Source organism: Spirosoma foliorum (assembly GCF_014117325.1).
Classification (GTDB): Bacteria; Bacteroidota; Bacteroidia; order Cytophagales; family Spirosomataceae; genus Spirosoma; species Spirosoma foliorum.
The window spans coordinates 7265204-7280678 of the sequence record NZ_CP059732.1 but is presented as its reverse complement, the minus strand read 5'-3'; the positions used below and the strand labels follow the sequence as shown (position 1 = coordinate 7280678).

Here is a 15475-nt window from a genome sequence, read left to right as displayed (position 1 = left end):
CTTGGGATTCCTCCTTCGTCGGAATGACAAAAAACGCTAAAATCCTTCTTTCTCCGATTCTTTGTCTTTTTTCTTTTCCTCTTTCTTCTTCTCTTCTTTTACGACCTTCTGACCCGGCTGTAGTTTCGGTTTTGGAGCAGGTTTGGCTTTGGTTTTGTACTGATCGAGGTAACGATCGACGAAGAGCGTTTTTTCATCGACTGTGGCGGGCACTACTTCGAGGGTAGCTTTGGCGGAGTTTTTAGAGCCTGCGATCAAGCGATCATTAATATCCTGTTCTGACGTAATGATAGCCAATTGGCCCAAAGCCGTTGGCGAATTGCCTGGTTTATAATCATAAAACACCCATACCTCGGGCGACGACTCCAGATAGATACTCGTTTCATCACCGTTCGCTGTTTTCCTGATTTCGACAAAGCCGTCCATCTGAGCGTTAATATCTGTCGCCATCATGTTCGACACGCCAAGTCGGCCAGTGCTGTAAAAGGCATTATACTTCGTAGACCAACGTAAGTTCGCATTGGCCAACACAAGCATTGCATTCAACTTGGGCGATGCCTGGCTGAGTGGTACGTGTTGGTTCTGGGCTTTTATACGATAGGTCTCCACCGCCTGTAAGCCAATCAACGGCAGCAACTTATCCGAAAGGCGATTCAGGTCGTCATCAGCCGCTTCGTCATTTTTCTCCTCCTGATTTGCCTTAACGAGTTTATCGGAGATAAGGCCATTAATTGGATCAGGAACCGGGAAGGCAAAAGCTAGTAGCGTATTAAATCGATACAGGCTACTATCAATATTAATACGGGCAGAGCCAGCCGATAACAGGTATTCGTGCGGAGCGGCATTCAGAAGATTCAGTTTGCCTTTGAAAGTCATAACCCCGCGCGCATCGTTGAACGTAAACGCGTTTTCAACCTCATCTTCTACCGCAGCAACAAAAGCTGTGCTGTCAGGTTTGGCACCATCGGTTTTTGTACTGTCGGTTGTAGGCGTTGCGGCTTCCGATTGACTGGTTGTCGGTTCGTTGCCTTTCGACGCTATTCGATATACTTTATCCTTTTCATCGTACCGCATGATCCCCGAGGCCGAAAAGAGATCCGTATCTCTCAAATCCTCTTTGGGCGACAGGAAGGTTGGGTACAAACCAGAGCCATCCGCCCGGAAATGAATTCCGGCTACCAGTTGCTGGGCTCCTTCATTCTTTAGGTTTTTATCGACTTTAATTTCGAGTCGTTCAGCAACTTTTTCTTTGAACGGAATCCAGCCGCCAATCAGATCCTGCCGTTTTTTCAACGCTGGCTTAATAAATCCATCCATGGCCAGATCGCGCGAAGGGGCCTGCATGGCAATGGTGCCCTTAAACAACATTTTTGGTGCCAGTTGCAGATTATCGTCTTCATCTACTTCGGCCCGAGCCACCGTGAAATAGGTGGTTACTGGCTTAGCAGCCGCCGAACGGCGACCCTTGGGGGCTTTCTTGGCATCGGCGGTTAACGAAGCAGACGCCACGGCAGGGGCTTCTTTCAACTCAAAACTACCCATTTTGATACTCGCCGTATCGCCTTTTGCCGTAGCAAACTGGTACGTGGCATCGCCCGCAAAACGAGTCCGGGAAAGAATTTGGATATTCCCGTTTTTAAGTCGGTGAAATAGACTGATTGTGTCTAATTCGAGTTTGGCATTTTTCAGTGCCAGCATTTCACCATTACGTCGGATCGACACCAGACCCTTGTCGGGGAAAATACGGGCATCGGCTGAGGCAATGTAAGGCACACCACTAATGTTCAGGGTTCGCTTTTCAACATCATACAAAGCCGCCGACGCCTTGAATGTCAGGCCTTCCTGCTCCTCGGCAGTAGCAGTAAAGGTTGATGTTTTTACATCACCTTTCATGGCAATAGTCTTGGCATTTACGTTCCACTGAGCCCGGTTAATGCTGGTTTTATAGGCAGCAAATGGGAACTCCATACTAGCCTGCACCGTATCGCCAATCGTTTCCTTCTTATTATTGATCGCTAAGCCAACAATTCCTTTTACCTGATTGAAATCCACATCGACATCTCTTCCCAGTAGAATAGGTTTACCGAGTTGGGCTCCGGGGGTTTCCGTTGCCGATATGATCTTAAACTGAGCATTACTTGCGACAAAACCCTCTTTATTGAACTTAATGCCGTTTGAAACGGTCTCCGAGTCCTTCCGACGCAGGGTTCCGTTCCCGAACAATCCCGACGAACGTAACACCAGTCCACCTTCCAGATTAGTCGTTGCGTTGTAGAGATTGAAGTTATTTTTCTGGGTGGTAATGACCATACTATCAGCCTTGGGCCACCACTTCAGGCTGAAGTTGTTTACCTGAACCTGCGGAAAATAGGCGGCCGTACCCCCGGCCTTCCCAACCAGACTTTCCTTAATTTCACCTTTTTCGCCAGAAGCGAGCAGCGAGTCGGTCATGAATAGAATACCCGTCGTGTTCAGGCTGGCCGTCATATGACTTAGCACACCTTCAGAACGAAGCCCGCTCTTGTCCATAACCACCTCACCCGTGAATTTTACTGTTGAGGGTGTTGTACCTTTCTTGCCAGCATACACCGGATAACCCGTTGGCGGAGCCTTGTGAACAAAGCCGAGGGTATTATCAGGCATAGTTACTAGCTGGGCCTTGAAGGGCGGAAAAATGCCGTCGGAATAGAAAGTTCCCATGAAGGAAATATCGCCTTTTCCGATGCTGTCGTTGTCGATGGCTGGAATCTTGAAATAGACTTTCTGATTGTACGTGATGTTTCCTCGCACAGGTTGGTTAAAATACACCGTCATCCCTTCGGGCATTACCAATCGTTGAGTAGTCTTCTTGCCCGCCACCTGGCCCGATTTGTTATCGGCACTAGCCAGATAAACCGTTCCTGGATTCTCGTATTTGATATCACCCCCAATTTCGCCCTCTTTCCCCTGTGCCGCCAGCTTTTGCGACGAGAAGGTAATGGAGTCAATCTTATTGAGATTCATCGAGAACTTATCGTAATTAAACTTTAAGTCGCGACCGGCGTAGCGCAGCGTTCCCGCCTTAAGCTGGCCGTTGAGCGTGAAATCGCGCCCTTTGCCAATCCTTAATACTTTATCAGATGGGAAGCCAAATACTTTTAGCGAATCTGATATGGTAAAGCGATTAACTCCCCGAATGGTCAGAATTTTATCGTCAAGATTAATACTGGCATTCTTGATACTATCATTTGAGGCAAAGACCGATTGCACCTGGAAGTTATCGTAGTCGCTTTTCTTTGCGTAGGCCAACACATACAATGCACCTTTTCGGCTCAATCGCATCTCTTGGGTAGTTGGGTTTCGCGTGATATAGCCTTCCAGCACCATCCGATTCAACGAACCTCGTAACGATGTTGCGTTAACATTTTTAGCAAACTGGGTAATATCGTCATCGTAGAAGGTCTGTTGCTTTTTGGTCGAGACGAAATTCGCTACGATTTGCAAAGGGTGGAATCCATAGTCAACGGTCAGATCGGCATAGCGCTGCGGCTGAAAATAATCGTACGACTCGAAACGCACAGGAACCTCTCGTTTCGCTCCAACCTGATAGAAGTCAACTTTTCGGCGAGGTAAGTCCCAACGAACAACTTCGGGCAGTATGTAAAATTTATGGTACGAATCGGAATAAGGAACGCGGGCGAAATCGGTACGTTGTTCACGATCAAGCCAGGCGATGCGCTGCTTTTTGTCGTACCGCAACATTACTGATGGATGCGTAATTGAATCGGCATCTACATAGCCAATAAATGAGGCTGATGCAGCAGAAATGGTTGGGCGCGACACGCTTTTTGTAGAAGTAGCCGGTTTTGCCGGTTCGGTGGTATTAAAACCCGATTGCGTTAGTCCTGCCTGCGTTGAATCGACAGCCGTCGTGTCGCTCATGTTGAAATCGAATCGGCGGCTAGTTGCTTTGAAGGCTGGTTTTCCGTTATACTTAACTGTTAGTTGGGCCGGTTGTCCGCTGGCCGATGCACCAACCATCTGCGTGCCCGATAAAGCTAATCCACCACGATAGTCGATATCTGGACCAAGGTCAGGCAGTTTAACGTCGTTCTGCCACGACATGAAGCGTGGATAGGTAACAGGTCCGCCTTTCTTCTTACTGACGTATTCAAATACACCCTTTATTGGCTTGGCAGGTCCGTAGGTCAAGGTAACATCATCGGCCTGCAAGCGCGGGTTCATGGTCGTGAGCGAATACTCGCTTAGCGTTACGAAAATGTCAGGCCGTCCGGCGGTGGCCCAGGTAAACTTACCACCCTGGCCGACCAGGATACCATCTTTAAGCATCATATCGCCACTCGTGTTCGCCAAAATTGCCGAATCGCCATTCGCTACAATCGCCAGCGTTACATCTTTCAACGTAATAACTGGCCCTGAAACCGAAGGAATTGGCCGACGCTGCGGAACGTATTGCGCCCCCAATTGACGTGGTTGAGTAGAATCGGCAGTAGCGGGGGTATCCCATCCATCGAACCGCGACCGATCGGCGGCAGCTTTAGCAGCGGCAATTGAATCTGCCGGTGTCTGAACAGCTCCCGGCTTAGCCGGTTGCAGGGCTTCAATATAGCGCAGCTGAAATGTTCCCCCAAGCGCGTAGAGTTTGTTGTAATTGCTGGCATAGAGTTCATGCCGCTCCATGAATCGCCGGGTTGTTTCGAGGCTTCGGGCAAATGCTTTGGGGTCATTCGCGTCGAATAGCTTTTCGGCAATTGTCAGCAATCCATCAACATTCGTAGCGGGTTGTTGCTGAGTTGTCAGATAAAGCGATTCATAAAAAGGGGCGAAATGCGTAGCTGCTGGAAGCCGCTTCTGATTCATTTTTCGGCTCAATACCATCACCCGCTCCTGTTGTTGTGCCGACAGTCGGTTTTCGGACCAGAGTGCCTGTAAGTTTGTTCCGGCCCGTACAGCAACTGGTCCACCGGTTGCCATTAGTTTTTGCACATCGGCCATGAACTGATCCGGCTTATCGGAAAGCCGAACTGCCTGACCGAACGAAACGGTCAGGGTAGTCAGGGTTACTATCAGGCTATAATAAATACGATTCATATCCAGCAACTGACTGCCGTTCGATTACCCGAACGCGATCAGGGTTTATAAAATGACAAAGATGTCCATTGATTTGTGGTGGCTCGGTTGGCCAGGCTCAATCCGACTTCCACTGCTTTCTGCTCAATATCTGGCGCGTCGTTTTCGTAAAAACCACTTACAATAAGATACCCGTTATTGGTCAATAAGTTTGTGTAGGAGGGAATTTCAGCCAGCAATATATTCCGGTTGATGTTGGCGAGTACGATATCGTATTGGGTCGTCGGGTCAACATCGGCAATCGTCCCCTGAAACACCGTAGTCTTCGGGCAGTCGTTTAGCTCCGCATTTTCACGGGCATTTTCAACGGCCCATTCCTCAATATCGAAAGCAAGTACCGTTTGAGCCCCCATTTTCTCAGCCAGAATCGCCAGAATGCCGGTACCACTACCCACATCGAGCACTGACTTCCCGGCAAAATCAAGGCCAAGCTGTTGTTCCAGCATCATGGCGGTGGTTTCATGATGGCCTGTACCAAACGACATCTTCGGGTTAATGACTATATCGTAACGAAACCGGGCATCCGACTCATGGAAGGACGCCCGGACCCGAACCTGGTCGGCAACTTCTATCGGCTCATAATCGCGTTCCCACTCGGCGTTCCAGTTTCGTTTCTCTAACGAACTAACTTCATAGGCTATTGCGGTCTGACCCTCGTATTTAGCAATCAATTCCTGTACGGCCTTTTCTTCAAAATCCGACTCAACAATGTAAGCACTCAAGCCCTCATCAGTTTCAACAAATGACACAAAACCAAGTTCGGCCAGCTCGGCAGTGAGGATATCGGTATAATCGGGCGACAGGCGCAGTTGGAGTTCCGTATAATTCATACATCAAAGTAACGAAAAAGGGGTAAGTTGTTCGATGTGTATGCGCTTTTTCGCTTATTTCACACATGTAGCGCGGACGGTCGGCCGTCCGGCTACATAAACCAAAGCAACCGTGAAAAACGCTTTTTTAATTATTGATGCTCAATACGATTTCTGTCATCCTGATGGAGCCTTATTTGTGCCGGGGGCAGAACAGGACATTGAGCGAATGGCTACCCTTATCCGGCAACACACCGATCAGATTGATAATATCGTTGTTACGCTCGATACACACCATATTCTAGATATTGCTCATCCTCTATTCTGGCACGATGCAGCGGGTAAAAACCCTGCACCGTTTACCCAAATCACGGGAGTAGATATTGATTCGGAGAAGTGGATACCACGCTTTGCGCCCGATAAAGCCATAAAATACGTTCATGACCTTGAAGCCGATGGACAGTTTACCCATTTCATCTGGCCCGAACACTGCCTGATTGGCTCACGCGGAGCTGCTTTGCATGACACCCTGTTCACGGCCTTGAAAGAATGGTCAAAACAGCGCGAACTTGACTATTTGGCAGTGCCTAAAGGACTATACTCCCTATCCGAACATTTCGGTATTTTTCAGGCGCAGGTGCCTGATCCAGCCATCCCCGAAACCCAGCTTAACACCAGTTTGATTGCCGATTTAGCCCGTTTCGATACCGTTTATCTGATGGGCGAAGCCAAGTCGCACTGTGTGGCCAACAGCCTTAAACAACTGCTGGATTTTGCGCCGGAACTCGTTTCTAAGCTGGTTGTCGTGACCGATTGTATGTCTGACGTAACGGGGCTAGGTTATTTAGGTGATCCTATCTACGCCGAAGCCCAGGCCCGACATGTCCGTTTTATGCCGTCAGACGCTATTTTCAACTAAAACTCGTACCTTTTCTGCGTTATGGAAAAGACGCTCTCTCTGTTCCCTCTTAACCTTATTGTTTACCCTGGCGAAGATTTGAATCTCCATATTTTCGAGCCTCGGTACCGACAGCTCATCAATGAGTGTCTGGAGGAAGAACGCACATTTGGCATTCCCGCCTTTATCAACAACAAGCTTCCCGGTTATGGCACCGAAATGCACGTGACTACGCTCCATAAACGCTATCCCGATGGGCGAATGGACATTAAATCGAAAGGGCTTGGTGTTTTTCGGTTGGTGAATTTCGAGAATCCGATGGCGGGTAAGTTATACGCTGGCGGGGAGGTTGAGTTAGTCGAACCCGGTGATGGATTCAGCGCCCACGCATCGGCACTGGCCGAACGGTTGAAGCGGCTATACACCTTACTGCAACTCGACATTGATTATTCGCCGACAGTCAAAAACCTTTCCTACAAGGTGGCCCATAAAGTTGGCTTATCTGTAGAACAGGAATATGAATTGCTGACACTGGACACCGAAGCCGAACGCCAGCTATTCCTGATTCAACACTTGAATACGGTACTACCCGTCGTGTCAGACATGGAACGCACCAAAGACCGCATCCGGATGAACGGCCATTTCAAGAATCTTGACCCGCTTAATTTTTAATTTTCAATGAGTGAATGATAGAATGATTGAATAGCTGACACGGATTTTATTCACTCAATCGCTCTTTCACTCATTGAATTCAATTCTTCTCCTCTACTTGCCCAATCTTCTTTGCTCGTTTGGGTAATTGTTCGGCCAGCTCTTGCAGGTTTTTTATAGGCGGGCGAGGTTTCTCTGCTTCACCGATCAGAAATCCATATGGCTTGAGTGGCTCCGCGGCATCGAAAATAACTTTTAGTATGGCCGTCAGGGGCAGCGCTAAAACCAGGCCTGGAAGGCCCCAGATATTTTCCCAAAGAATAAGGACAACAATGGCAGCCAGCGGGTTAATACTAACTTTAGAGCCAATAATGTAGGGCGTAATAAAGTTACCTTCCAGCGTCTGTACAAATAGAAATACACCAATGACGCCTAACGCTTTGATTGGATTGTCCTGCGTCACCAGCGTATAGGCCGCTGGCAATAAAGATCCCATCGACAGTCCAAAGTAAGGAATCAGGACCAGACAGGCTCCGAAGAATCCGAAGAAAACGGCATAATCTACGCCCAGAATGAGCAAGCCGACAGTCATCAGCGTGCCAATAATAAGAATTACCAGCACCAGACCAGCCAGATAATCTTTCACCACCTCATAAATTCCCTGCATAACACTATCAATCTTCGACCGGCGGACTTTTCGCAATATTTTGTAAAAGAAAGACCGGAAGAAATCACGATAGAGTAAAAAGAAGAAGGAAAATAATAAGACGAGAAACAGATTGGTGATTATATTAGTGGTAGCCAACAAGGTCGACGTTAAAATGGTACCTCCCTCAGCCAGAGCCTGATTAAGGTATTTTTTCACTTCAGTAACCTGCCGCTGGCGATTTATATTTAGCTGTTTGTCAGCAAATGTCTGGATGCTGTCAATGTACTCATTACCACGGTCAATAAATTTTGGAATCACTTCAGCAAAACTGCTGATCTGAATCGAAATGGCATAGAATAAACCACTTAAGATCGCCAATGCTAATACCAGACAAAGGACAATAGCCAATACGCGGGGCGTTTTCCAGTTCTCGAGTCGTTGTACCAGCGGAAACAACAATACGGAAAACAAAATGGCGAACACCAAAGGAATAAGGATACCTTTCAGCGCATGTAGGCCATAAACAATAATAACGAGTGACAGGAGTACGCTAACAACTTTAACATACGGAGGCAACTTAATCTCCGAAGCGTGATTATTCATAGTAACAGGTAACAACCGAGGGTAGCTTAGTTCTATTTTTCAGCATTTGGCAGAGTTACCTAAGTAGCCAACCATCTGTCATCGGCTTTAGTTTTAACAATAGGCTTCTTTATAATCAATTAACGAACTCGTTTTCAGTTGAAAATTAGGGTCGTTACTTATGAAGTAACTGTTAAGTTTTTGTTAAGTATGCGTTTGTAATTGGTAACGTTGATTATAAGCCACGTAACTTCGGGCTGTTAATGCTATAAGTAAGCTACTAAAAGTAGGTCATTATCACCAACTTCCATCTCGTATGAGTGCTGCAAAAGCCGCTCAACCACTGCATCGCGTTTTAGTCGTTGACGACGACGTTGACATTGTTGAAATGCTCGAATACAACCTTAACAAAGAAGGTTATGAAGTCCGTACAGCAACCGATGGACGAAAAGCCATTGAAATTGCCAAGACGTATCTGCCCGAATTGGTTCTGCTCGACATCATGATGCCCCATCTGGACGGTATCGAAACGGGTCGGCAACTTCGCGATATTGCCGAACTCCGCCAGACGTATATTCTTTACCTGACAGCTCGCTCGGAAGAATACTCCGAAGTAGCCGCTTTCGACGTAGGTGCCGATGATTATCTCACCAAGCCGATTAAGCCACGGGCGCTCATGAGCCGTATTAACGCGCTGTTCCGGCGCGAAGCTCAAAAAGCAGACCCCGGTGAGCAAATTACCATTGCCGACCTGTTGATTAACCGAAAGAATTATTCGGTTAGCCAGAACGACAAGTCGATCATATTGCCGAAAAAAGAATTTGAGTTACTGTTTTTTCTGGCGCAACATCCGAACAAAGTCTGTAGCCGCGAAGAGCTACTTCAGAAGATCTGGGGAGCCGATATCTACGTTCTCGAACGAACTGTCGACGTCCACATCCGCAAACTCCGCGAAAAAATCGGCGACGCCCACATCCGTACACTTAAGGGCGTAGGCTATATGTTTACCGATCAACCAGAATGAGTTCTAGAGTTATAAAGTTGTAAGGTTGTAAAAAGTGCTCTGTGCTTAACAACTATATAACTTTATAACTCTATGACTTTATAACTAATGTCTTTAAGTCCCCGCATTATTGCGCTTTTACTGGCTTGCCTGATTTCGGCACTGACGCTGACCTTTTTAACCTTTGTTGAGGGGGTCACCAGCAGCATGTTGTTTGTGGTGGGCCTTTCGTCGTTTGCTATTTCGTTTTTTCTGGTGCTGTATGCTATTGAGCTACTCGTATTCCGGGAAGTCAATAAGATGTACAAAACCATCCACCAACTCAAAATCCGTGACTTCAGCATCTCCCGAAAATCGATCATCAAGAACACGAATCCGTTCAAAAAATTAAACGATGAGATTTTTGTTTACGTCGCCCGGAAACAACGGGAAATCGATGAATTGAAGCGCTTGGAGCAGTTTCGCCGGGAGTTCCTGGCCGATGTCTCACACGAATTAAAAACGCCCATTTTTGCCGCTCAGGGTTTTATACATACGCTTATTGATGGGGCCGTTGACGACGAAAAAGTTCGAGATAAGTTTCTGTCGAAAGCAGCTAAAAGCCTCGATGGCCTCGACGCCCTGGTAAAAGACCTGGTTGCCCTTTCTCAACTGGAAACCGGCGAAGTAAAAATGAGTTTTGGCCGAGTTGATCTGGCAGAAATCACACAGGAAATTTTTGATCAGCTAGAAACGATTGCCCAAACCAAAGGAACATCGCTCTCGATACGAACAACCCAACCGGGCCCTGTGTGGGTGAAAGCCGACTCTCAGCGTATTTTACAGGTAATGACCAACTTAATAGAAAATGCGGTCAAGTATGGCAATGAGAACGGCCGGGTTGTAGTGAATCTTGAAGAAGACAAGAAGCATATTCTCGTTTCCATTCGGGATAATGGACCGGGTATCCCACCCGAACACCTGAGTCGGATTTTTGAGCGGTTCTATCGCGTCGAGAAAAGTCGCTCCAAAGATCGGGGCGGTACAGGATTGGGGCTCGCCATTGTGAAGCACATCTTAAACGCTCACAAGACTAAAATTACCGTAATGAGCAAGGTCGATAAAGGCACTACGTTCCGGTTCAAACTGGAACGGATGGAGTAGTAATGTAGCGTGGACCTCTGGTCCGCATAGCTAAAAGTTTAAAAGAGCTATGCTGACCAGAGGTCCACGCTACATTAGATTAATCGCTTGAGAAAGAAATGAGCCATTACAATCTGCCCGTTTCGTCGGGCCAGTACGGATACTTCCTTGCCTTCGCCCTTCTGGAATATTTTATAGATGTCGCTAATTGATAAGTCTTTCGTCGAACTGTTGTTGACAAATAGAACTTCATCCCCTTCTTCCAGACCAGCCATAGCTGCGGGAGAATCTTTCAGTACTTTATCTACATAATAATTACGGAAGCTATCTCCTTTGGCACGCAGCTCCATACCACTCATATCGTGTTCGAAACTCTCATGCATCAGACGCTTGATAGGTTTCATCACAATATATTGATCCGGATAATTGAATGTAACGTTGAACCGACGCAATAGCTCACAACCTACGTTACCCTGGCGTTCGGGCATATTGACCAGTTTCATCCCAAAACCCAGGCTATCGGGGAATGAAGCCAGAATGTTATCCATCTCATAGCGGCCAAACCGGATTTTCTGAATACGAGCCAGGCTCCCATTAATTACTCCATTAAGACCACGGCCCAGTTGCGCCCGAATGTTTTTTTCAGGAATTGGCATCGACGCTGTACTGCGTGATCGATCAAGCAACAACGCATGACCTGCACCTGTATCTAAAACAACCCGCAACGGCAAGGTTTTTTGACCATCAAACACCGATAAAGCATCTGTATAGGCTTTCGTATCCTGAATGGTAATGGGATACCGATCACCTTTACGTTTCCGGTAGGTGTATTTTTCGGGCCGCATAATTATCAACTCCCGGCGTTGAAAATCAACGTTTACAACAAAGTTGGCGAAGATTTCATAGCCGAAAATACCGTGCACGGGCGTACCGACGTACTCCGACAGCTTTAGCATATCTTCATCCAGAATAACCAGATTATGATGCGATGCTTTTAGTCCGCCCATAGTAAGACTATTGTTGATGGCAATAGAGGCCGTCAGACTCCCGCCTTCGCCAGCCCCACTAATTTTAACTTTTCGGGTCAAATTCAGAGAGCTTTTCTTCAATGCCGCTGGGTCGGTAATGATTGTGTTACTAACCCCTGTATCCAGAATAAAATGTAGTGTATCCGAATCATTGACCCGTACAGGAACAATGATCAGATTCGAGTGTAGCTGAAAGGGGATGCGAGTCCAGGTGCGATTTCCTGAAATAAAAAAGCCGTATCTATCCTTATCAGGCATGCGCTGAGGATCATCTCCCCGAGCAGCCAGACAGGACAAAAACAGTCCGAAGGCCAGTACCAGCGTTTTCATGTATAGCTTTATTTTATCAAATTAAAATTACGCATTTTTTTATTCAAATAACACAATTAATTAGCGATTGGTTTTAGGCCTTTTAAAATGATAAAACAAGCATATATAAGCCTAAACAAAATTTAGCGTGTACACAAACAACTCGTTCGGTTTAAAACTCCTAATTTCGCCCAGGTTACGAAACGAATGATCTGTTCGTTTGATTTAGAAAACTGATTTTGAACGCCTTACTAATTTATTATGCGGAAGAAAATTGTTGCTGGCAACTGGAAAATGAATAAAACTGCCGATGAAGCTCAGGCCTTATTGTCGGAAGTAATCGATATGGTTAAAGACGAAGTCACGGGTGATGTGAAGGTTGTATTATGTACACCATCACTTTATCTGGCTTCGGCACAACAGCAGTTAACCCCAGGCGGTAAGGTGTCAATTGGTGCCCAGAACTGCCATGAGAAAGCGTCGGGTGCTTATACGGGTGAGATTTCGGCACCAATGCTGCAATCTATTGGTATTGAGTATGTAATTCTGGGTCACAGCGAACGTCGGCAATATTTCGGCGAAACAAATGCCCAACTTGCCGAGAAAGTAAACATCGCTCTTCAAAATGGCCTTGTCCCCATTTTCTGCTGCGGTGAGTCGCGCGATCTTCGCGAAAACGGCGACTACATTGGCTTTGTAAAAGATCAAATCACAGAAAGCCTGTTTCACCTCTCGGCCGAATCGTTTGGGAAAGTCGTGATTGCTTACGAACCCATCTGGGCCATCGGTACAGGTTTAACCGCTTCTTCGGCACAAGCGCAGGATATGCACTTTGAACTACGCCAGCACATTGCGGGTCAATATGGCGATACTGTTGCTCAGGACACGACAATTCTGTACGGAGGTAGCGCCAACGCCCAAAATGCAGCCGAACTCTTCGCTCGTCCTGACGTAGATGGTGGTCTGATTGGTGGTGCTTCGCTCAAAGCGGCCGATTTCTTAACTGTCGTGAAGGCAGCTCAATAACTTTTAATGTTGAATGAGTGAATGATAGACTGATTGAGTGTTTTTCACACCTATTCAATCAGTCTATCATTCACTCATTCAAAACTATTTATGACCGCTACTGATTACGTCCGAACGCTCAACATGCTCCCTCATCCTGAGGGCGGCTATTTTGCAGAAACCTATCGTTCTGCCGAAGCGATTTCGAAGGAAGCTTTACCCAACCGCTTTAGCGGGGATCGGTCAGTTAGCACAGCCATTTACTTTTTGCTCGAGAGTCATCATATCTCGGCGCTTCATCGCATTCAATCCGACGAAGTATGGCATTTGTATGCGGGCGGACCACTGGAGATTTTCGTTATTTCGCCAGATGGAGAGTTGACCGTTATTCGGCTTGGTAACCGCCTGGATCAGGGTGAGGTATTTCAGGCCGTTGTTCCAGCCGGGTGCTGGTTTGGCTCAAAGCCAGCTGTGGGCACCGATTTTTCATTAGTGGGTTGTACGGTAGCTCCTGGCTTCGATTTTGCCGACTTTGAGATGGCAGACCGAGCAACTTTACTACAGGAATTCCCTCAGCACAAGGCTGTAATTGAGCTACTAACTACCTGAAATTCACATTCCCAAATCTGGATACCACTTTTACCTTAGTGCCGTTACCACTTCCTACTTTGCCAATATATTGCTTAGTAAGCTTAGGGCCCCGATGATTGTCATTATCATTTGGCTGACTCGTAAAGTGCATCGTTGAGCCCGAATCATAATTAAAGTTGCCATAACTAACCGTCACATCGAAGTCGCAGTCGTTGTTGTGATCCAGCGGTAGCGCTACGGAAGAGTAAGAAGCCTGAATATCGACGTTATCCACCGTTTTAGGCATCTGATCGATACGGAAACCTCCTGAAAAACCGAGTTTAATCTTCCCGGATTCGCGTAACGTACCAATTTTAGCACCCGAGTAGTCAATATCTGCGTTCAATTTGCCGACGTTGCCGATATTCATTTTACCAAATTTATTGACCAACTCTAACACGTTGACCTTTTCCAATTCGAGGTTGCCGTAGGCAATTCTTAGCTTTCCTTCATCCAACGAACGAATATCGGCCTTACCGTACGCTACATCAATATCGTTCTGGCGACTCGTCAGGTCTTCAGCGCTAAAGTTTCCGTATCGACTATAGATCGTTAAGGGTGCCTGAAAGGCCGGTACACTTGTATTGCCAAACTTATTCCGCACGGTTAATGCATTTCGTTTGGGCATCATCACATCATAGTTAATCTTCACAAAGTTGCGTTCTCCGCCATCTTTCCATTTGCCTAAACTCCAGTTCGACACGCTATTCTGGCTAAAATTGGTTCGAACCAGAATCTGGTCGCCACTGCGTTTTTCTTCAATAGAAACAGCATCTATGAACTTCTGTACACGCTCGTCGGAATCGGAATTAGCGACGATTGTAATTTGTACCCGAATTTCATTTTTATCCCACAACCCAATCTTGACCTCACCAAATTGATTGTCGACAACTAGCTGATCCTTACTATCTACATCAAATAGCTTGATAATGGTCTTTTTCTTTTCAATTGATGTTTCTGTCTCACCGACGTCAATCGGCTCCTCAGCCCAGGTGAGCAATGGGCCAAGTACAAATAAGATACTAAACAGGATTCGTTTCATTGGTTTGTTGTTTAATGCGGTCTATAACGCGCAACTGTTCATTAAGCAGGTTAATCTGAAGTTGTAGATTCTGAATCATCGCCTGAATCAACAGTTCCTGATTCGGATTCTTTGGTAAATCAGCTTTAAGCGCCTTGTATGAGTTCTCCAGCCGATTAAGATCAGTGGCAAACTCCTGATACAATGCCGGATTGTCTTCCGTCATTTGTTTCAGTTCAGAACGCTTATCGTCGATTAGCTGCGTATAATGCACAACTTCTTTGGCATAAGTCGGATTAGCCGCTACAACCTCGGGCTGATGCGCTACCCCATACCGCTGGTTCATATAGAAAAAGCAACCAGCCAGCAATAGGACAGCAATAGAAGCTGCCACCCGCCAATCCAGCGTTGGCCAGCCAATTTGTCGTCCACTCGTCAGCGAACGATTTTTATGCACTTCCAGAAATGGCGAAGCGATGCTCGGTCCAGCCTGTTCAGGTAGCGTCTTATCCAAACTGGATTTGTCAAGACCCGCTTCTAGTTTTTTCCATAGATCAACCGGTGGCTCTCGATCAAAGGCCTCATGGTTGTCTCGTACAAAGCGTTCAAGTTTATCCTTTTTCATATTTGTGTCGACT

At 46.6% G+C, this 15475-nt stretch carries 12 protein-coding genes; 6 read left to right on the top strand and 6 right to left on the bottom strand.

The window, feature by feature from the left end; all coding sequences use genetic code 11:
* Positions 1–36: 36 nt before the first annotated feature.
* Together H3H32_RS30600 and prmA are read right to left on the bottom strand one after the other, a co-directional pair.
* The gene (locus H3H32_RS30600) at positions 37–5091 is read right to left on the bottom strand and encodes a hypothetical protein (RefSeq protein ID WP_182459539.1); all 5055 of its coding nucleotides are present in this window, start codon (positions 5089–5091) and stop codon (positions 37–39) included.
* Between the two features lie 38 nt (positions 5092–5129).
* The gene (prmA, locus tag H3H32_RS30595; RefSeq protein ID WP_182459538.1) at positions 5130–5960 is read right to left on the bottom strand and encodes a 50S ribosomal protein L11 methyltransferase; all 831 of its coding nucleotides are present in this window, start codon (positions 5958–5960) and stop codon (positions 5130–5132) included.
* 112 nt (positions 5961–6072) lie between these two features.
* Between prmA and H3H32_RS30590 the strand changes: the two genes are divergently transcribed.
* Together H3H32_RS30590 and H3H32_RS30585 are read left to right on the top strand one after the other, a co-directional pair.
* Entirely contained in the window at positions 6073–6858 is a 786-nt protein-coding gene (locus tag H3H32_RS30590; protein WP_182459537.1) for a cysteine hydrolase family protein, read from the top strand.
* Positions 6859–6879: 21 nt separating this feature from the next.
* Positions 6880–7509, top strand: coding sequence for an LON peptidase substrate-binding domain-containing protein (locus tag H3H32_RS30585; RefSeq protein WP_182459536.1), 630 nt, complete (start codon positions 6880–6882; stop codon positions 7507–7509).
* A gap of 79 nt (positions 7510–7588) precedes the next feature.
* Here the strand turns inward: H3H32_RS30585 and H3H32_RS30580 are convergent, their stop codons facing one another.
* Complete coding sequence (locus H3H32_RS30580; RefSeq protein WP_182459535.1) at positions 7589–8740, bottom strand: AI-2E family transporter; 1152 nt, start codon at positions 8738–8740, stop codon at positions 7589–7591.
* 295 nt (positions 8741–9035) lie between these two features.
* On the opposite strand from H3H32_RS30580, the gene H3H32_RS30575 reads away from it, so the two are divergent.
* Both H3H32_RS30575 and H3H32_RS30570 read left to right on the top strand, forming a co-directional pair.
* A complete protein-coding gene (locus H3H32_RS30575) occupies positions 9036–9743 on the top strand; it encodes a response regulator (RefSeq protein ID WP_182459534.1) in 708 nt (235 codons plus the stop codon).
* An 87-nt stretch (positions 9744–9830) separates the two neighbouring features.
* Positions 9831–10865: a sensor histidine kinase gene (locus tag H3H32_RS30570; RefSeq protein ID WP_182459533.1), complete on the top strand. Its 1035-nt coding sequence runs from the start codon at positions 9831–9833 to the stop codon at positions 10863–10865.
* Positions 10866–10939: 74 nt separating this feature from the next.
* On the opposite strand, the gene H3H32_RS30565 is transcribed toward H3H32_RS30570, so the two are convergent.
* On the bottom strand, positions 10940–12202 hold the full coding sequence (locus H3H32_RS30565; protein ID WP_182459532.1) for an aspartyl protease family protein: 1263 nt from the start codon (positions 12200–12202) through the stop codon (positions 10940–10942).
* Between the two features lie 240 nt (positions 12203–12442).
* Here H3H32_RS30565 and tpiA point away from each other — a divergent pair, with 240 nt between their 5' ends.
* Positions 12443–13207 carry a triose-phosphate isomerase gene (gene tpiA / locus H3H32_RS30560; protein WP_182459531.1) on the top strand — a complete coding sequence of 255 codons (765 nt, stop codon included), beginning with the start codon at positions 12443–12445 and terminating at the stop codon, positions 13205–13207.
* A gap of 90 nt (positions 13208–13297) precedes the next feature.
* Positions 13298–13795: a cupin domain-containing protein gene (locus H3H32_RS30555; RefSeq protein WP_182459530.1), complete on the top strand. Its 498-nt coding sequence runs from the start codon at positions 13298–13300 to the stop codon at positions 13793–13795.
* On the opposite strand, the gene H3H32_RS30550 is transcribed toward H3H32_RS30555, so the two are convergent.
* Both H3H32_RS30550 and H3H32_RS30545 read right to left on the bottom strand, forming a co-directional pair.
* Positions 13788–14858 (bottom strand): DUF4097 family beta strand repeat-containing protein, encoded by a 1071-nt coding sequence (locus tag H3H32_RS30550; RefSeq protein ID WP_182459529.1) that lies wholly within the window; start codon positions 14856–14858, stop codon positions 13788–13790. The two genes, H3H32_RS30555 and H3H32_RS30550, sit on opposite strands and share 8 nt — an antisense overlap.
* Positions 14839–15462, bottom strand: a complete 624-nt coding sequence (locus H3H32_RS30545; RefSeq protein ID WP_182459528.1) for a hypothetical protein — start codon at positions 15460–15462, stop codon at positions 14839–14841. The genes H3H32_RS30550 and H3H32_RS30545 overlap by 20 nt, the downstream gene beginning before the upstream one ends.
* Positions 15463–15475: the final 13 nt, after the last annotated feature.